Origin of the sequence: Mesobacillus boroniphilus (assembly GCF_018424685.1) — a bacterium.
GTDB lineage: Bacteria > Bacillota > Bacilli > Bacillales > Cytobacillaceae > Mesobacillus > Mesobacillus boroniphilus_A.
In genome coordinates this window covers 41699-60157 of the sequence record NZ_QTKX01000005.1, presented here as the reverse complement: position 1 = coordinate 60157, position 18459 = coordinate 41699, and the positions used below count along the sequence as shown (strand labels likewise).

At 43.8% G+C, this 18459-nt stretch carries 18 protein-coding genes and 1 rRNA gene; all 19 read right to left on the bottom strand.

Annotated elements, in window-relative coordinates; all coding sequences use genetic code 11:
• A 16S ribosomal RNA gene (locus tag DYI25_RS21530) occupies positions 1 to 85 on the bottom strand; the annotation flags it as partial.
• Positions 86 to 518: 433 nt separating this feature from the next.
• Positions 519 to 2003, bottom strand: a complete 1485-nt coding sequence (gene lysS, locus DYI25_RS21525; protein WP_213372764.1) for a lysine--tRNA ligase — start codon at positions 2001 to 2003, stop codon at positions 519 to 521.
• Positions 2004 to 2213: 210 nt separating this feature from the next.
• A complete protein-coding gene (dusB, locus tag DYI25_RS21520; protein ID WP_213372762.1) occupies positions 2214 to 3215 on the bottom strand; it encodes a tRNA dihydrouridine synthase DusB in 1002 nt (333 codons plus the stop codon).
• A 35-nt stretch (positions 3216 to 3250) separates the two neighbouring features.
• Positions 3251 to 3454, bottom strand: coding sequence for a helix-turn-helix domain-containing protein (locus DYI25_RS21515; protein WP_213372760.1), 204 nt, complete (start codon positions 3452 to 3454; stop codon positions 3251 to 3253).
• Positions 3406 to 3933, bottom strand: coding sequence for a 2-amino-4-hydroxy-6-hydroxymethyldihydropteridine diphosphokinase (folK, locus tag DYI25_RS21510; RefSeq protein WP_213372758.1), 528 nt, complete (start codon positions 3931 to 3933; stop codon positions 3406 to 3408). Before folK ends, DYI25_RS21515 begins: the two co-directional genes overlap by 49 nt.
• 2 nt (positions 3934 to 3935) lie before the next feature.
• Positions 3936 to 4295, bottom strand: a complete 360-nt coding sequence (folB, locus tag DYI25_RS21505) for a dihydroneopterin aldolase (RefSeq protein ID WP_213372756.1) — start codon at positions 4293 to 4295, stop codon at positions 3936 to 3938.
• Positions 4288 to 5121 carry a dihydropteroate synthase gene (folP, locus tag DYI25_RS21500; protein WP_213372754.1) on the bottom strand — a complete coding sequence of 278 codons (834 nt, stop codon included), beginning with the start codon at positions 5119 to 5121 and terminating at the stop codon, positions 4288 to 4290. Before folP ends, folB begins: the two co-directional genes overlap by 8 nt.
• Positions 5118 to 5993: an aminodeoxychorismate lyase gene (pabC, locus tag DYI25_RS21495; protein ID WP_213372752.1), complete on the bottom strand. Its 876-nt coding sequence runs from the start codon at positions 5991 to 5993 to the stop codon at positions 5118 to 5120. The genes folP and pabC overlap by 4 nt, the downstream gene beginning before the upstream one ends.
• A complete protein-coding gene (gene pabA, locus DYI25_RS21490; protein ID WP_213372749.1) occupies positions 5993 to 6583 on the bottom strand; it encodes an aminodeoxychorismate/anthranilate synthase component II in 591 nt (196 codons plus the stop codon). The genes pabC and pabA overlap by 1 nt, the downstream gene beginning before the upstream one ends.
• On the bottom strand, positions 6580 to 7977 hold the full coding sequence (locus DYI25_RS21485) for an anthranilate synthase component I family protein (RefSeq protein WP_425374544.1): 1398 nt from the start codon (positions 7975 to 7977) through the stop codon (positions 6580 to 6582). Before DYI25_RS21485 ends, pabA begins: the two co-directional genes overlap by 4 nt.
• A gap of 207 nt (positions 7978 to 8184) precedes the next feature.
• Positions 8185 to 9510: an MFS transporter gene (locus DYI25_RS21480; RefSeq protein ID WP_213372747.1), complete on the bottom strand. Its 1326-nt coding sequence runs from the start codon at positions 9508 to 9510 to the stop codon at positions 8185 to 8187.
• A gap of 4 nt (positions 9511 to 9514) precedes the next feature.
• Positions 9515 to 10063 carry an ArsR/SmtB family transcription factor gene (locus DYI25_RS21475; protein ID WP_213372745.1) on the bottom strand — a complete coding sequence of 183 codons (549 nt, stop codon included), beginning with the start codon at positions 10061 to 10063 and terminating at the stop codon, positions 9515 to 9517.
• Positions 10064 to 10338: 275 nt separating this feature from the next.
• On the bottom strand, positions 10339 to 11265 hold the full coding sequence (gene cysK / locus DYI25_RS21470; protein ID WP_249745617.1) for a cysteine synthase A: 927 nt from the start codon (positions 11263 to 11265) through the stop codon (positions 10339 to 10341).
• Between the two features lie 177 nt (positions 11266 to 11442).
• Entirely contained in the window at positions 11443 to 12327 is an 885-nt protein-coding gene (locus tag DYI25_RS21465) for a peptidyl-prolyl cis-trans isomerase (protein WP_213372743.1), read from the bottom strand.
• 21 nt (positions 12328 to 12348) lie between these two features.
• Positions 12349 to 13227, bottom strand: a complete 879-nt coding sequence (gene hslO, locus DYI25_RS21460) for an Hsp33 family molecular chaperone HslO (RefSeq protein ID WP_213372741.1) — start codon at positions 13225 to 13227, stop codon at positions 12349 to 12351.
• Positions 13228 to 13280: 53 nt separating this feature from the next.
• Positions 13281 to 14057 carry a type III pantothenate kinase gene (locus DYI25_RS21455; protein ID WP_213372739.1) on the bottom strand — a complete coding sequence of 259 codons (777 nt, stop codon included), beginning with the start codon at positions 14055 to 14057 and terminating at the stop codon, positions 13281 to 13283.
• Between the two features lie 223 nt (positions 14058 to 14280).
• A complete protein-coding gene (gene ftsH / locus DYI25_RS21450) occupies positions 14281 to 16251 on the bottom strand; it encodes an ATP-dependent zinc metalloprotease FtsH (protein ID WP_213372737.1) in 1971 nt (656 codons plus the stop codon).
• Between the two features lie 135 nt (positions 16252 to 16386).
• Entirely contained in the window at positions 16387 to 16926 is a 540-nt protein-coding gene (hpt, locus tag DYI25_RS21445) for a hypoxanthine phosphoribosyltransferase (RefSeq protein WP_213372776.1), read from the bottom strand.
• A gap of 27 nt (positions 16927 to 16953) precedes the next feature.
• Entirely contained in the window at positions 16954 to 18336 is a 1383-nt protein-coding gene (gene tilS / locus DYI25_RS21440) for a tRNA lysidine(34) synthetase TilS (protein ID WP_213372735.1), read from the bottom strand.
• Positions 18337 to 18459: the final 123 nt, after the last annotated feature.

Below are 18459 nucleotides of genomic sequence, written 5' to 3'. Positions count from 1 at the left end.
GCAAGCTAATGAAGATCCGCTCGACTTGCATGTATTAGGCACGCCGCCAGCGTTCGTCCTGAGCCAGGATCAAACTCTCCAAGAAAGAGTTATGAGTTAGCTCATAAAGTTAAAACGTTGGCTCATGTTCTTCTATAATAGAAGTCATGATAATTTATTGTTTGTTGACGCTTGTTTGTTTAGTTTTCAAAGAACAATTTGTTTCGTCGCTCCGTCAGAAGCAACTCTTATATATTATCAAGTTTAAAGCCTGATGTCAATAAGTTTTTTTCGTTTTCTTGTTGCTAACTAAGTAGCTCGTAGCAACAGATATAAATATAGCACCTTTATTCTACAATAGCAATATCTTTTTGCTATTTTTATTCGCGGAAATAAAAGAAAGATAATTCATATTTCTGTGTTCAAATATTAGTAGACCACTGCTTTTCATTTCTTTCAATGTGAAGGATTATATTCAATCTCATTCTAGATTAAAAAAGGCAAAACGGCCTTTGCCGTTTTGCCTTTTCTTCTATCTATTAACGGTGACGCATTAATGGGAATAATAGAACGTCCCTGATGGATGGTGAATTCGTCAGCAGCATGACCAATCGGTCGATCCCGATTCCTAATCCGCCTGTTGGAGGCATTCCGTATTCCAACGCTTCGATGAAATCATCGTCCATTTCGTGCGCTTCGTCATTTCCTTGTTCTTTTTCTTTTAGCTGCGCTTCAAAACGCTCTCTTTGGTCAATTGGATCGTTCAGCTCAGTAAATGCGTTCGCATGCTCCCTTGCTACGATAAACAATTCGAAACGGTCAGTAAAGCGTTGATCTTCGTCATTCTTTTTCGCCAGAGGTGAAATGTCAACCGGATGGCCGTAAATGAATGTCGGCTGGATCAGGTGCTCTTCTACTTTTTGCTCAAAGAATTCATTGACGATATGTCCATATTGCATGTGTTCAGTGACTTCCACCCCATGCTCCTTCGCAAGCGCACGAGCTTCCTCTGTGCTCATTTGCGGCCAGAAGTCCACTCCTGTATATTCCTTAATCGCATCTACCATGTGGACTCTCTTCCACTCTGGCTTTAGATCAATTTCATACTCGCCATACTGGATTGACGTTGTTCCAAGAACATCCTGGGCGATGTACGCAACCATGTTCTCAGTAAGGGACATGATGTCTCTCCAGTCAGCATATGCTTCATATAGCTCAAGCATCGTGAATTCTGGGTTATGCCTTGTGGATACACCTTCGTTACGGAATACACGACCGATTTCGTATACTTTTTCAAGGCCGCCGACAATCAGGCGCTTCAAGTGAAGCTCGATTGCAATTCGCATATATAGTTGCATATCTAGCGCGTTATGATGCGTGATGAACGGACGCGCTGAAGCTCCGCCGGCAATTGAGTGCATTAACGGCGTTTCAACTTCCAAATAACCCTGTTCATCTAAATAGCGGCGCATTGATTGAATGATGCGGCTGCGGTTGATGAAAGTAGTCTTGCTTTCATTGCTGGTAATCAGGTCAAGGTAACGCTGACGGTACCGCTGCTCGACATCCTTCAGTCCGTGGAACTTTTCAGGTAGCGGACGAAGAGCCTTTGTCAGGAACACAAAGTTTTGTGCTTTGATTGATAGCTCGCCAACTTTTGTTTTGAAAAGCGTTCCTTCAATCCCAACAATGTCACCAAGGTCGGCTGAATCAAAAACTTCATATTGCTCTTCGCCGACTGCATCCTGGCGAACGTAAATCTGGATTTGGCCAGCGAGATCCTGGATATGCGCAAAGCCTGCTTTTCCTTTTCCGCGCTTTGTCATGATACGTCCAGCTATTTTTACCGATACGTTCTTTGCTTCGATATCTTCTTTTTCCAATTCACCGTATTGGCTAACCAACTCATCAGTAAGATGAGTGCGTTCGAATCTTTTGCCGAAAGGATCCATGCCTTTTTCACGCAATGAACTCATTTTGTCTCTTCTGACTCTGAGCTGGTCATTTAATTCTTCATGACTCATATCGCTTTCACTCCAATATATATAATAGATTTATTATGTAATCCTAATTATGTTTGGTGGATACTTTTATTATTTTACACAAACAAACGTATTCAGACATTAAAAATCTCTTTTTAATGCCCAAATAGAATAAAAACTGCCAGTTTGACCACTGGCAGTTACATTTAAGGATAAAGGTATTATAGGAAAAGTGACGATTAATGTCAATTTTTATCCAACCTGATGTGCTATTTGCTCTTTTGCTTCTGCTTCATCCGCAAAGTTTTTCAGCAAACCGACAAGCTCATTTCTTGTTGAGCATTCATTGATACCGTTACGGACAGTTGCGTTCCCACGGATTCCCTTCAGGTACCATGCTGCATGCTTGCGCATTTCACGGACGGCAATGTGTTCGTTCTTCAAAGCGATCAGGCGGTCAAGGTGCAGGATGCTGACGTCGATTTTTTCGCGCGCACTTGGTTCACCCATTAATTCCCCTGTTTCGAGATATTTTACCGTACGGTAAATCATCCATGGGTTTCCGAGAGCAGCGCGGCCGATCATGACTCCATCTGCGCCTGTCTCGTCAAGCATCCTCCTGGCATCCTGAGGAGTCTGAACATCCCCGTTGCCGATCACAGGAATGTTTACAGCCTGCTTCACGTCACGGATGATATCCCAGTTTGCTGTTCCTTCATACATCTGTAAACGTGTACGGCCGTGTAGCGCAACTGCCTTACCACCGGCGCGTTCTACAGCCTGCGCATTCTGGATCGCGAAAATATGTTCATCATCCCAGCCCATACGCATTTTAACTGTAACCGGCTTTTCAACAGCATCCACTACTGCCGATACCATTTCGTAAATTTTGTTTGGATCTAGCAGCCACTTCGCACCCGCGTCACATTTTGTGATTTTTGGCACCGGGCAGCCCATATTGATATCAATGATATCGGCATTCGTATTTTTATCCACGTATTGCGCCGCCTGGACAAGCGTTTCCTTTTCACCGCCAAAAATCTGCAGGCTGAGCGGCTTTTCTCGTTCATCTATATATAACATATCAAGTGTTCTATTGTTTTGAGAAACAATGCCTTTGTCGCTGACCATTTCGGCACAGACTAGCCCGGCGCCGAATTCTTTTACGGTCAAACGGAACGCTGAGTTGCAGATGCCAGCCATTGGCGCAAGGACAACCCGGTTTTTCATTTCGATATCGCCAATCTTGAGCATAATCTGCCTCCTTTTAATTTATCAATATATCAAACCTATTGCGGTGTTAGTTCATCTAATTCGACACCCAGGAATTCTGCGATTTTGACAATCAGTCTTTCATCAGGCATCCTGTTGCCACGTTCGATTTCTCCAAGGATGGAAACCGATACTCCCAGCTCTTTAGCGAAGCTTTCCTGTGTGTAACCCTTCAGCTTTCGATAAGCGCGAATACGTCTTCCCCATTTTTCTGCTTCCATATTCGTACTCCTTCTCTATCCGGTATACTTAGCAAACAGTTTTTCAGCGGCTCCTTCATGTTCGGGAGCGTGAGATTTGGGTCCATTTCAAGCAACGGAAGGATTACAAATGCGCGTTCGCTCATCCGAGGGTGAGGAATTGTAAGCTTCTCCGTTTCAATATTTTCGTGACTAAACAGTAAAATGTCAAGGTCTAAAGTTCTGGGACCCCATTTTATTTCCCTTTTTCTCCCAAGCTTTAATTCGATTTCAAGGCAGGTATCCAGAAGTTCCACCGGCCCAAGGCTTGTCCTTACTTGGATGGCCATATTTAAAAACTGATCCTGGTCAGTGAAGCCTACCGGGTCGGTCTCATAGATAGAAGAAGTATTTTCCACTGCGATATTTTCATGGCTTTCAAGGAGGATGATTGCCTGGGTCAAATACCCAAACCGGTCACCCATATTAGACCCTAGCGCAATATATGCTTTGTTTTCCACTGTCATCTGCTCCTTGTGATCTCAACTGCGACTGATTTGTAATGGCCAGGTATCGGTGGGTCCGGTTTGATGACTTTTACGTGGCAAGCATCTACAAGTGAAAAACGTTCAAGAATCGTCCCGGCAATTTTTTCAGCAATCGCTTCTACAAGCTTAAATGGCTGGCCTTCAACGATATCCTTGCAGACCATATATAAATCCGCATAGTTAATTGACTCATTAAGATTATCGCTTTCCCCTGCTTTTGAAAGATCCAGTTCCACCGTTAAATCTACCGTAAAACGCTGGCCCAGCCTTGTTTCTTCAGGAAAAACACCGTGGTACCCGTAAAACTCCATTTGGTTCACATGTATTTTATCCACAGTATTCACCCTTTCCCATCATCGCGTCCATCATTTTTGCCATCCGCGACATCTCTTTCACATCATGAATCCGGACAACCTGGCAGCCTTTCTGGATCCCGTAACACACGGTTGCTCCGGTACCTTCTGTTCTTTCCGTAACAGGCAGATCGAGCACACCGCCGATCATCGATTTTTTCGATGTGCCAAGGAGGACAGGATACCCTAAAGACACAAGCGTATCAAGGTGACGCATCATCTCAAGGTTTTCCCTGAGGTCTTTTGCAAACCCGATCCCCGGGTCCAAGATGATTTGCTCGTCGCTGACCCCTGCTTTTTTAGCTATTGTGATACTTTCATACAAGTCATTCAAAACGTCACGGATGAAGTTTGAATATTTGCGATCATTCCGATTGTGCATCAGGATGATCGGAACTCCGGTTTCTGCAGCGACATCCGCAATTTCCGGGTCTTCCTTCGCTCCCCAGATATCGTTGATGATAGCCGCTCCAGCATCGACGGCACTTTTGGCAACCGTCGATTTATAAGTATCTATAGAGATTGGTGCATGAACTTCTTTCGAAATGGCTTCAATCGCCGGCACAACCCTGCTGATCTCCTCTTCGTCGGAGATCCGTTCATGTCCCGGCCTTGTCGATTCACCGCCGATATCAAGAATATCCGCTCCGTCGGCGACCATTTGCTTGGCATGTACGACAGCACGATCAAGGTGATTGTATTTTCCGCCGTCCGAAAAAGAATCCGGAGTGACGTTCAATATTCCCATAATCAGTGTTTTATTGGTGAAGTCCAGTGTATATGGACCGGCTTTTATCACGGTATTCATGTATGTGCTCCTCCATCCAATTTTGTTCTGCTCCATACTGTTTCCCGGCAAGCTTCATATTTGCCAAACAAGCTATTCACCAGCATCCCCGCTTTACCAGGAAAGCTTTTACCAGAGAACTCTGTGACGGGGACGATTTCCTGGATTGAATTTGTCAGGAACATTTCATCTGCAGCCTCCGCTTCTTCCTTTTTGTAAAAGCCTTCACGAACCTCGATGCCTGCGTTGCGGGCAAGTGCGATGACGAACCTGCGGGTGATTCCATTTAAAATTCCCGTTTCAACAGCCGGGGTATGAAGGACACCCTCTTTGTACCAAAAAATATTCGAAACAATCCCTTCGGCCAAAAAGCCTTCACTTGTCAGGAAAATTCCTTCTGTATCCATTGCAGGGCCTGCCTCACGCTTGGCGAGGACATTATTGAGGTAATGGTGGGATTTTAGCCGCTCTGTTCCCTCAGGTGTGTTACGTTTCAGATCCAGCATTAAAGCCTTTTTCTCACTCATACCTCCTGCTGGAGACAGCGGCTTGGCAAAAACTATCACATTCGGCTCCCTATATCTCTCCGTCTGCAATCCTATTTCGCCATTTCCTGCCGAAACATTGAAGCGGATATAGGCATCCCGGAAGTTATTTTTAGCTAATAGCCCATCAAGGATATTCACCGTTTCCTCTCGGGAAAATTCTGCTTCGATGTTCAAAACACAAAGACTGGCATTCAGCCGTTCCAGATGATCATCCAGCAAAAATGGATGGCCATTATAGATTCTGAACGTTTCGAATACACCTAACCCATATAGAAATCCATGGTCAAAAGGAGAAATGGTGATTTCATCCTTTTTAACGAACCGGCCATTTATATAAACAAACATTATAAACTTACTTCCTTAGCAGTCTTATAATGAGCAATGAAATTACGCAGCAACTGCTTTCCAGGCGTCGTCAAAATCGATTCCGGGTGGAATTGGACACCTTCGACAGGCAGCGTTTTATGGCGGAGCGCCATAATCTCGCCTTCCTCCGTCCAGGCAGAGACCTCCAGGCAGTCAGGAAGGGTTTCTTTTTTTACGATGAGCGAATGGTAGCGTGCCGCAGGGAATGGATTCTCCAATCCTTCAAAAATCGTCTTGCCGTCATGGTAGACCAATGAAGTTTTTCCATGCATGAGCCGCTCCGCACGGACCACGTCACCGCCAAATACCTGGGCAATGGACTGATGGCCGAGACAAACACCGAAAATCGGAGTCTTGCCTGAAAAATTCTTGATCGCTTCCAGGCTGATGCCCGCTTCATTCGGGCTGCATGGGCCCGGCGAGATCATCAGGAACTGTGGATCAAGGTCCGCAATTCCTCTTATGGACGTCTGGTCGTTGCGGATGACCCTAAGTTCTTCGCCCATTTCACCTAAATACTGAACAAGGTTATATGTGAATGAGTCATAATTATCGATCATCAATATCATGCTTTACCCTCCGCAAGCTCTTTCGCCTTCCAAAGAGCAATTGCTTTCTTTAACGATTCTTTGTATTCATTTGCAGGAATGGAGTCGATGACAACACCCGCTCCAGCCTGAACATGAGCCATCCCATCCTTAACCAGCATCGTGCGGATAATGATGTTCAGTTCCATATTGCCGTTAAAACCGAACCAGCCAAGCGAACCAGTATAAGGTCCGCGTCTCACCGGCTCTAGCTCTTCAATGATTTCCATCGTCCTTACCTTCGGGGCACCGGTAATCGTGCCGCCAGGGAAGGTCGCGTTTACAACATCGAACCAAGTTTCACCCTCTGCCAGCTCCCCCCTCACATTGGAGACAATATGCATGACATGGGAGTATTTTTCAATGACCATGAACTCATTGACTTCGACCGTACCGTACTTGCACACCCTGCCGAGGTCATTCCTTTCAAGGTCTACAAGCATGACATGTTCGGCGCGCTCTTTTTCATTGTTGATCAGTTCACTGGCAAGCTGCAAATCTTCTTCATCTGTCCGGCCCCTCGACCTCGTGCCTGCAATCGGCCTTGTGCTGACCTCTGAACCTTTAACTTTTGCTAAAAGTTCAGGCGAACCGCTGACGAGCTGGAAGTCTTGAGTATGCATGTAACCCATATATGGAGAAGGGTTAAGCTTACGGAGCTGTCGGTATACTTCCAGCGCTTCCGTCTCAATCGGCTTGGACTGCCTGACAGATAGATTCACCTGGAAGACGTCCCCCTGCGAAATGTAATGCTGTACCTTCTCAACTGCCTCAATGAATTCAGCTTCATCCATGGATACTTGCAATTCTTCTGAAGCAGGCGTTTTTTCAGCAACAACTGCAGGTACGTCAGCATCCCACCGACCTATCCACTCTGTTAGCCTGTCCTCCGCCTGGTTTTCCTGTCCTTTTTCCATTAAGGCCATCAGCCACAGCACATTTGTCTGGTGGTCAAACACAAACCATTCCTTGAATAGTTGAAAATAGACCTCCGGGATCCCGGAATCATCCTTTGCCAGTGAAGGAAGCTTTTCAATATAACGGGCATAATCATAGCTCAGATAACCGATCGAACCGCCCTGAAAATCCGGCAAGCCTTCTACTTCAGACACCTGATATTTTTCCATATGATTTTTCATTAGCTCAAGAGGATTTCCCTCAAGAATATTTGACGAACCATTTTGTGTGATCGTCAATTTATTATTTTTACCCGAAAACACAATCTCAGGATTGAACGCCGCGATACTGTAACGCCCGCCTCTTCCGCTTTCGAGGATGACATGCTCTTTATATTGTTGTGCAATATGATCGTACTGATGAAAAAAACGTGAAGCTGTATATGGGATCGTTTTTGATTGAATGCTATAGTGCGGCAAGCTTTTCACTCCTATTTTTTTCTCTTTATTCATCATACATGATGAAGGGCGTGCTTTCATTTTTAATTATTTATTTTTGTCAGTTTTCTTGGGAATTCAGTTAAAAAACAAAATTAGGTAAAATCAGGAGCCTTTGCACTCAGGTTCATTTAAACCGAAAAAATAACCGCCTTCTTTGGCAGTTATTTTTTGACAAGTCGCAAACATTCATACACTTGCGACACTTGTATTCTTTTCTCCAACTTCATCTGGCAATTCTGCTTCTAATTGACGAACACGAGGGTTCAAATAAATGAATATGGTTGTAATCATATAAATAAACCCTATACAAACGAAGAGTAATCCAATCCCTCGCCCATCTCCAGCACCAATCACAGATCCGACAGTTGCTGCAAGTGGTCCTTCTTTTTCCATTAGGGGCTGAAAAACTTTTTCAACAATCGGTCCTGCTAAAACAATCGCTAACGGACTTAAGGATCTGCCAATCATCGATCGCAATGCAAAAACACGCCCTTGTACTTTCGGATCCACTTTCGTTTGCCACAACACACGACTGCTCGTGTTTGAAATTGGAAGGCTGAAAAGTGCAAAAGTAATCGAACCAATAATAAGAGGTATGGAATCACTCATACCAGCAATGGCTATACACATGCCTATGACAAAACCCCAGCCTAAAAGACCTTTGATTTTATTGGATGGCCCTTCCCAGGAACTCATGAGGATACTTCCTGCCAGCATACCGATTCCAGTGATTGATAGTGCAATCCCCAGTACTTGTTCATTACTAAGGGATAAAATCATTGGCTGAAGAAGGACATTAAAGAATCCTAGCAAAAAGTTTACAGTGGCAAAGTATATAAGAAGCCATTTCAGTCCCGGACGTTGTTTTATATACTTCCATCCAAACTGGACCTCCTTTATGAAAGACGAAAAATTCAATGGTTCCGTTGGCTTTTTCTCGAGTTCCGGAAGCTTTACCAGTAACAAGGTAACAATAGCGATCACGAATGTAATGACATCGATCATGATCAAGGACTCGATCCCGAATGTATGAAGTAAGAAACCTGCTGTAATTGGGGCGATGACAATTGAGGAAGCGTCAGAAAGCTGCATTAAACCATTTGCTCTGCCTAATTGCTTCTTAGGGACCAATAATGATACGGTTGACTGATAAGCTGGCATTTGCAAGGAGCTGAACAATGAGGATATTGCGGTGATGATATAGATATGCCAAATTTCAAGCTGATTAAAATATAAAAGGATAAATAATCCGATGGTGGATACACCTGCTACCCCATCGCTGATGATCATGATCCACTTACGTTTGAACCGGTCCACGATGACGCCAACCAAAGGCATCAGTATGATGCTTGGCAAAGTTGCACTCAGGATGATCATCGAGAATTTTGTAACAGACCCTGTTTGTTGCAGAACCCAAATCCCTAATCCAAAAGCAGTTAAAGATGAACCAATTACCGAGAAAAACTGGCCAAACCATACAACCAAAAAAGTTTTCATACCATTTAATTTCAAGACTTTATTCTCCTCCTTTTTTCGGGTATATCCCGAACACAAGTCCATATAGAAGGCTTTCTTTTGAATCCTGCCCTTTTGCTTTTTCGGCCCATCTTTCGAAGACTTCATCAAGTTCCGCTAAAAATTGTTCTTTTTCTTCTATGGTCAAATCAATGTAAAAGGACATGACTTTTTGTTTTTCTTCTGGAAAATTCTTGGTGCTGTCTTTGATTTCTAATGAAGTATTCCTCAATAAGCTAATTTTCGGATCAACAAAATCCTCATCTATCTCTTCTTTATTCAAATTAACCCGGAATAATTTTGCGACTGGCAGATAATACTTTTCGATGATTCCTGAATTCTCGCGTGTATCCACCAGTTCCAACAAACCAACTTTCACAAGCTCTTTCACATGATAGTGGATCTTGGAGGGAGCCATCCCTAACTCATCAGCGATGTGAGTAGCCGTTTTTGGTTTCTCTTGCAAGAAACACCTCATGATTCTCATTCGTAATTCATGAGAAAATACTTTTGCCTGCTCGATTGTTGTAATTTCATAGACTTCTTTCATTAAGCGAGCTCCTTTCAATTTTACATTATCAAGAAAATATTTTTTATCGTTCAAAATATTTTGAATGATAAATTTAATTTTATTATATAGAATCACCTTCATGATTTCAACCCATATTTTAGAAAAGTTCAGAAAAGCTTCCGATTATTGCACCAAACTTTAAATAACAGCGCAGAACGGCAAAAAGAGACATGCTCAAAGCATGCCTCCCTGCAAAAAGGTGTTTTCACTTCTGGCTTTCTCGTTTTGAAAAAATCAAGATAAAGATAGTGCTGTTAGTCTTCAAATTGGTAAAGTGGCGTGCTCAGGTAGCGTTCTCCGTTACTTGGGATTACCGCCAGTACTTTTTTTCCTTTGCCAAGTTTTTTCGCTGTTTCCAAAGCTGCATAAATGGCTGCACCTGAAGAGATTCCGCCGAGGATTCCTGCTTCTTTTGCCGCGCGGCGGGCATAGTCGAATGCCTGCTCATTTTCAACTTTGATAATTTCATCGTACACTTTTGTATCAAGTACACCCGGAACAAAGCCTGCACCGATTCCCTGGATCTTGTGAGGACCTGGTTTTCCGCCAGACAGTACCGGGGAGTCTGTTGGTTCAACAGCTATAATCTTGATATCCTTGTATTTTTCACGAAGGACTTTTCCTGCTCCTGTGATGGTTCCGCCTGTGCCGATGCCAGCGATGAAGGCATCCAGCTGGTCACCCATCTGCTCAACGATTTCTGGTCCGGTCGTTCTTTCGTGGACAGAAGGGTTGGCTTCATTTTCAAACTGTTGAGGCATGAAGTACCCATTTTCCTTTGCCAGTTCCTCCGCTTTACGGATCGCCCCGCCCATTCCTTCAGGTCCAGGAGTTAACACAAGCTCCGCTCCATAGGCTCGCAGAAGATTCCTGCGTTCCATGCTCATCGTTTCTGGCATGACGAGAATCGCTTTATATCCTTTGGCTGCTGCTACCATCGCCAGGCCGATCCCTGTATTTCCGCTCGTTGGCTCAATGAGTGTATCCCCTTGCTTCAGGACTCCTTTTGCCTCAGCATCCTCAATCATCGCCAATGCAATACGATCCTTGACACTGCTGCCGGGGTTCATGTATTCAAGCTTCAAATATACATCTGCACTTTGCTCATCAACAAGTCCGTTCAGCTTCACGATTGGTGTCTGGCCGATCAGTTCTGTAATAGAATTTGCAATACGTACCAAATTACCCACCCCTTTAATCCGACTATTTTAATTGGTTTTATTAAAATTTACCAGTACTTTCAGCTTATGTCAATTAGTATGATTCGACAAAAACACATCATTTTTAAACTATCCTATTTTATAACCCACTAAACAGGATATTAAAAAAGCACCGGTATTATAACCAGTGCCTCCTATCTATTTCTTCCCGCTGTCACCATAAAACCAGCTAACTTCCGCGTCATTCCAGAACGCCCGTGCAGAAACAGGAATGTCCATTTGTTCAAGGGCAATCTGCCTGCGAATCTGGTTCTTTACTTCGCTATAGGCATATTTCTTCCCTTCAAGTTTTTCATGAAGATAAACAATTGCATAACCATTCTCCACTTTTACAGGGCCTGTCCATTCTTCGGGTTTCAGCGATTTCGCTGCATCGACTACCTCTGGGAAAACAAGCTCGTCTTCTTCGGTAACAAAGCCGATGTCTCCTCCCTCATTCGCTGAAAACTCATCGATCGAACGCTCCATTGCGAGAGCAGCGAAGCTGGAGCCATCTTTTAGCTCTTTCACTGCTGAGTCAGCTTCTTTTTTCGTTTCGACGACTATTTGCGACAGATGATAGGATGCAGGGATGTCAAAAAGGCTATTATTCTGTTCATAAAAGGACTTCATATCCTCTTCCGAAACTTTAACATCCTTCGTTAAAATTTCTTCGAGCAGTAAACTGTATTTAATTTGCTGCTTCCATTTATCTTCTGTCTTCGGCTCATTGCCAGCTGCAGAGTACATCGCTTTATAAATTGTCAGTTCACGCTCTACGGCCTGGTCTGACACTTTGATGTTATATTCATCGGCCATTTGTTTGACGACTTTCTGATCAATCAGGTCCCTGAGTGTTTCCTGACCGTATCTTTCCTCAAGCTCAGTGAGCCACTCCTGGCGTGTGATTGAATCCTTGCTAATCTCCGCAACAATCTCCTTATTCCCCTCGAGGATAGCAGGCTTGGCGATCAGCATCACAAGCGTTATAGCGTTCAATATGGCTAACCCGGCAATAATGTACCAAAGCTGCTTTTTTTCCACTTCTCTTCCCCCAGATTACGCTTATTTCGCTTCTTTCTCTATCTCTTCCAGTTCTTCTTTTGTGAACATGTACTTCTCGTTGCAGAAATGGCAGTGCGCTTCTGCCTGTCCCTCTGTCTCGATCATATCACGGATTTCTTCTGTGCCAAGGCTGATGAGAGCATTGCTGAATCGGTCCTTTGAGCAATTGCACTCAAAATTCACTGGCATTGTATCAAGGACTTTTACATTCTCTTTTCCAAGTAATTCTTCCAACAATTCTTCAGGAGATAATCCTTTTTCAATTAGCTTTGAAACTGGCGGGATAGATTGCAATCGTTGTTCGATCGCTGTAATGGTTTCTTCTGTCGTCCCAGGCATCAGCTGGATGATGAATCCTCCCGCTGCTTTGATCGAGTTATCAGGATTAACCAGCACCCCGACGCCAACGGAAGAATTGACCTGTTCAGAAGTTGCGAAGTAATAAGTGAAGTCCTCTCCTAGCTCGCCTGATACAATCGGCACTTGTCCTGTAAAATAGTCGCGTAAGCCTAAATCCTTAACGACAGTAAGCGTCCCGTCTGTACCAACACCTTGTCTTACATCAAGCTTGCCATGCTCGTTCAAATCGAAGTGGACATGAGGGTTTGAGACAAAGCCCCTTACCTCTCCTTTGGCATTGCTGTCCACAAGAATGAGTCCAAGCGGACCTCCACCTTCGATTTTGATTGTCAATTTATCATCGCCCTTGAGCATAGCACCCATCATTACGCCAGCTGTCATTGTCCGGCCAAGTGCAGCAGATGCTACAGGCCATGTATAATGGCGACGCTGTGCTTCTCCAACTGTTTCTGTCGTTTTTGTGGCATATGCTCTTATCTGCCCGTCAAAAGCCAGTGCCTTTACTAAATAATCACTCATTTTTCTACTCCCTTCGTGCTGTAAAATTGTATGCGTCCTCTCATTAAGGAAGCTTAATTGTTTTTTTCGATATTGCGCTTATAGATAAGCTGCAGTCCCTTTAAAGTTAAAAATGGATCCACAGCATCGATCATATTCGATTCCTGGGCGATTAAGTTTGCCAGGCCGCCTGTCGCGATTACTTTAGGAGGGACTTTACTCTTATCTTTCATCCGTTTAACTATTCCCTCTACTTGTCCAACATATCCATACAGAATACCAGCCTGCATTGCTGAAACTGTGTTCTTTCCTACCACGTCATCAGGTCTGCTGATTTCAATACGCGGAAGCTTGGCTGCCCTGGAATATAGGGCCTCAGTAGAGATGCCAACCCCCGGCGCAATCGCTCCACCCATATATTGATTATGCTCATTAATATAGCAGTAAGTTGTAGCTGTACCAAAGTCGACAATGACCAGCGGGCTTCCATATTCATGAATGGCCGCGACCGCATTGACTATACGGTCCGCTCCGACCTCTCTTGGATTTTCATATTTAATGTCCAGTCCGGTCTTGATGCCAGGACCGACGACCAAGGGCTTAAGGTGGAAGTACTTCTGGCACATCCGCTCAAGCGAGAACATGATTGGCGGAACAACAGACGAAATAATAATTCCATCAATATCTGAAAAAGAAAGTTCGACATGGTCAAATAGATTTTTAACAATCATGCCAAATTCATCTTCCGTTCTATGACGGTTCGTTTCTATTCTCCAATGGTGCTTCAACTCTTCTTTATCATAAACACCTAACACGATATTTGTATTCCCGACGTCAAAAACAAAAATCAAGCTATTCACCAACTTATTAATAGTTTTCTGGATCAATACTGAAAATATCATACCATAATCAATAGGAATTCACTAAATAAACTAAACCGTTTCATCTTGGATTTATGAAGGTTTAACCCCGTCAAACACGCCATGTGTTAGACAGGAAGAATAACTAAGAAAGAAGTACAAAGGGGCAAAAAACAAAAAACAGGTACCCCACAAGGAGCACCTGTTTTTTAGTCTATTCTTTTGGATTTTCATCGATTGCCTTTGGATCTTCGATGACTGAGTCAACTTTCTTATCCGTCTCTTCGATTGCAGGCATTTCATCCTTTTTCTTATTGATCGTTACTTTCATGTCATCGTTCTCAACACTGACTTTGCGTTCAGGAAGACGGCCATGGTCGATCAAATGCTTGATTTGTTCTGCATCAAGAGTTTCAACCTCTAACAATGTGTTCGCAATTATGTCCAGCTTCTCACGATGCTCTGTTAGCAGGTTTTTCGCTCTTGCATAGCAATCCTTGATAATAGTCTGAATTTCAAGGTCGATTTCATATGCGATCTTGTCAGAGTAGTTTTGTTCATTGTTCAGGTCACGGCCTAAGAATACTTGACCCTGTGCCTGGCCGAATTGTAATGGACCGAGCTTATCACTCATCCCGAATTCAGTTACCATTCTTCTCGCAATGCCTGTAGCACGCTGGAAGTCATTATGGGCACCTGTACTTACTTCACCAAAGACGACTTCTTCGGCAACACGGCCGCCAAGGAGGCCAGTGATTTTATCAAGAAGCTCCGGCTTTGTCATGAAGTAACGGTCTTCCTTAGGAAGCATGACAGCATAGCCGCCTGCCTGTCCGCGTGGGACAATCGTTACCTTGTGGACCATTTCCGCTTCATCAAGGACAACCCCGATGACGGTATGGCCAGCTTCATGGAAGGCAACAATATTTCTTTCCTTCTTGGAGATGACACGGGTCTTCTTGGCAGGGCCAGCTATGACGCGGTCTGTTGCTTCATCTAGATCTTCCATGTCAATCTTCTTCTTATCTCTTCTGGCTGCAACAAGCGCAGCTTCGTTCAATAAGTTTTCAAGATCCGCTCCAGAGAAACCTGGAGTGCGGGCCGCAATACTTTTTAAGTTAACTGATTCATCCAGAGGCTTATTTCTAGCATGTACCTTCAATACAGCTTCACGGCCTGTAACATCAGGACGGTCAACTGTGATCTGGCGGTCGAAACGACCCGGACGAAGCAATGCTGGGTCGAGAATATCAGGGCGGTTTGTAGCGGCGACGATGATGATCCCTTCGTTAGCACCGAATCCGTCCATTTCTACAAGCAACTGGTTAAGTGTCTGTTCACGCTCATCATGTCCTCCGCCAAGACCAGCGCCACGCTGACGGCCGACAGCATCAATTTCATCTATGAATATGATACATGGAGCATTCTTTTTAGCTGTTTCGAATAAATCACGTACACGTGATGCACCGACACCGACAAACATCTCTACGAAGTCGGAGCCACTGATTGAGAAGAATGGCACTCCAGCTTCCCCTGCAACAGCACGGGCAAGCAAAGTCTTACCAGTACCCGGAGGTCCTACCAAAAGGATTCCCTTTGGAATGCGAGCCCCAAGGTCAGCAAATTTGCGAGGGTCTTTCAGGAATTCAACAACCTCGACAAGTTCTTGCTTTTCTTCATCTGCACCCGCAACATCCTTGAAGCGGACTTTCTTCTTTTCTTCGTTATAAAGCTTCGCTTTGCTCTTGCCGAAGTTCATGACACGGCTTCCGCCGCCCTGAGCCTGGTTCAGCAAGAAGAAGAACAGAATGAAAATGATGATAAACGGAATGATTGATGTAAAGAACGTTACCCATCCACTCGTTTCCTTAGCAGGCAAAATTTCAACATCTGCATCTGCGGCCGCTTGTTCGATTCTGTTAAGGGTTTCAGGATTGTTCCAGACATATGTGATGAAGCCTTTGCCTTCCTCCTGGCCTCTCAACTGCCCTCTTACTTCATACACACCGCGTTCAGGCTGCAGCGTCAGGTCACCATCGACATTACCTGCCTCTAGTTCCTGCATGAATTTATCGTAAGAGATTGGTTCTGTTGGCTGGTTATTGCCATTAAAGAAACTCACAACTCCGATAATGACTAAAAATATCAATAAATAAAAGATGGTATTACGGAAGATCCGATTCATCCCTTACCTCCTCCCACGGTAGACAAACTATACTAAATAGTATCATAGCAAATTATGCTAATACAAGAAATTAACATTCAGAATATTTGCTTCTTACTCGAAATGTGAAATTTCATTCACTAAATCGTAACCGTTTTAATTTGAATAGACTTCTGGCTTCAGAACACCGATATATGGCAGGTTGCGGTATTTTTCCGCATAATCAAGACCATAGCCGACAACAAACTCATCAGGAACGATGAATCCAACATAGTCAGCAGTAATATCAGCTTTTCTTCCTGTTGGTTTATCAAGCAGAGTGACGATTTTGATTGATTTTGCCTTGCGGTATCTGAATAGCTCAACTAGGTAGCTGAGAGTCAATCCGCTGTCGATGATGTCCTCGATGATCAGGATGTCTCTTCCTTCTACTGAAGTATCGAGGTCCTTAAGGATTTTCACCTCTCCGGAAGATACCATGGCATTTCCATAGCTGGAAACATCCATGAAATCCATCTCAAGATAAGTATCCATACGCTTAAGCAGGTCGCCCATGAATGGCATGGCACCTTTTAAAACTCCAATTGCCAGTGGAAAGCGGTCCTGATATTCATCAGTCAATTGAGCCGCTAGCTGCCTTGTCTTTTCCTGAATTTCCTCTTCTGTAAACAATACCTTTTCAATATCATTTTTCATCATGATCCTTGTGCCCCCTGGAAGATATCAATACTTTATATAAGTTAATAGTAATAACCTGTTTCCTTCTGTTGATTCATGGTTCGATTTTTTCAGGCCTGGAAGCCAAAGGATCCTGCCTTCCCTGTCTGTAACAATCGGCCATTCATCTCTTTGTGATAATGGAACTTTCATATCGATGAAAATATCCTTTACCTTTTTTGAACCCGCCATCCCCTTCAATGACATCCGGTCGCCGTTTTGCCTTGTCCGGATTATCAGCGGAGTCCCTGTCTGCTCCATGTCAACGATAAAACAATCATTGGAAATATCCCTGTCATGAGCACCATTGAGCAATTGAGCCTCAATGACACCACCGGTTGGCAAAATCAGCTGATCTGGTCCCGATAATTCGAAGCGATAGCTTTGCCTTTCTGGCGGATTCAATTCGAAGTGGCAATTTCCATACGATCGTATGATTCTTAAACCGCTGGGGAAATCAAGAGTTCCAGATGGATGGGGATTGCGAATTATTGAAAAAATCTTTTCAATATGTATAGCGGAAAGAGAAGCAGGTTGATCATTGTAAAGATAATTTAATATTAGTTTAATCCCTCTTCTTTGTAAAGGCATTGGCATTTCCTGAAAGGAACTAATACTAATCGTTATCCTTTTGCCCTCTTTCTTCATTACTTTATTCAATTCTTCGCTTGTTAATTCAATAAGATACTCTTCATCCATCTGCAGTTCTTCACTGAAACGCTGGAAGTGCTCATGGACCGCTGGATTCTCTTCTTTTAAAAAAGGGAGAACAAATTTCCTGAACCGATTCCTGCTGTAGTCTGTCTTCTCATTGCTGGGATCGATTCTTGGCTCCAAAAAATTCACGGAGCAATACGTTTCCAATTCCTCTTTTGTCAGGCATAAAAATGGCCTAAAAATTGTGAACGGACCAAATTCCCGCGAAAAAGGCATCCCCGCCCTAGCTTTCCCGGAACTTCCCCTGGTAAGCCTCATCAATACCGTTTCTACCTGGTCATCACCATGGTGGCCCAATGCAAGATACTGAAGATGATGCTTTCCCATTACTCGCTCGAAAAAGTTGTATCTGCACGCACGGGCAGCCTGCTGGGAACTTAGCCCTGTCTCACGTATATAGGCCGGCACATCGACTCTTTCCATCTCGAAGGGGATATCTCGTTTTTCACAAAATGCTTTTACAAACAGGGCATCCTGATAAGACTCATCACCTCGGAACATATGGTCCACGTGGACAGCCACTATCTTCAGAGACATCTGTTCCCGCTGCTCTGATAAAAAGTGCAGCAGTGCAAGCGAGTCCGGACCTCCAGAAACCCCAACTGCAATGGACTTGTTATTCAGCTGAAAATCATGCCTTTCAAGGAAGGCATTTACCTTCTTATCAATCATCTTGTTCTTCCTTACTGATATTGCCGGTTTAAGTCTATACCCATGCCGGCAACCCATTAATCTTCTAAATAAAGAGGTTTATTAATTTCCAGCTTAACACTTTTGGGCATCTTTTTTCAAAAT

Excerpts from the sequence above, each read along its gene's own strand:
- folP (WP_213372754.1), bottom strand. The coding sequence starts at position 5,121 with ATGAATACCGTGATAAAAGCCGGTCCATATACACTGGACTTCACCAAT.
- pabC (WP_213372752.1), bottom strand. The coding sequence starts at position 5,993 with ATGTTTGTTTATATAAATGGCCGGTTCGTTAAAAAGGATGAAATCACC.
- hpt (WP_213372776.1), bottom strand. The coding sequence starts at position 16,926 with ATGAAAAATGATATTGAAAAGGTATTGTTTACAGAAGAGGAAATTCAG.
- tilS (WP_213372735.1), bottom strand. The coding sequence starts at position 18,336 with ATGATTGATAAGAAGGTAAATGCCTTCCTTGAAAGGCATGATTTTCAG.
- dusB (WP_213372762.1), bottom strand. The coding sequence starts at position 3,215 with ATGCTCAAGATTGGCGATATCGAAATGAAAAACCGGGTTGTCCTTGCG.
- DYI25_RS21515 (WP_213372760.1), bottom strand. The coding sequence starts at position 3,454 with ATGGAAGCAGAAAAATGGGGAAGACGTATTCGCGCTTATCGAAAGCTG.
- DYI25_RS21475 (WP_213372745.1), bottom strand. The coding sequence starts at position 10,063 with ATGAAAGAAGTCTATGAAATTACAACAATCGAGCAGGCAAAAGTATTT.
- ftsH (WP_213372737.1), bottom strand. The coding sequence starts at position 16,251 with ATGAATCGGATCTTCCGTAATACCATCTTTTATTTATTGATATTTTTA.
- lysS (WP_213372764.1), bottom strand. The coding sequence starts at position 2,003 with ATGAGTCATGAAGAATTAAATGACCAGCTCAGAGTCAGAAGAGACAAA.
- pabA (WP_213372749.1), bottom strand. The coding sequence starts at position 6,583 with ATGATATTGATGATCGATAATTATGACTCATTCACATATAACCTTGTT.
- hslO (WP_213372741.1), bottom strand. The coding sequence starts at position 13,227 with ATGAGTGATTATTTAGTAAAGGCACTGGCTTTTGACGGGCAGATAAGA.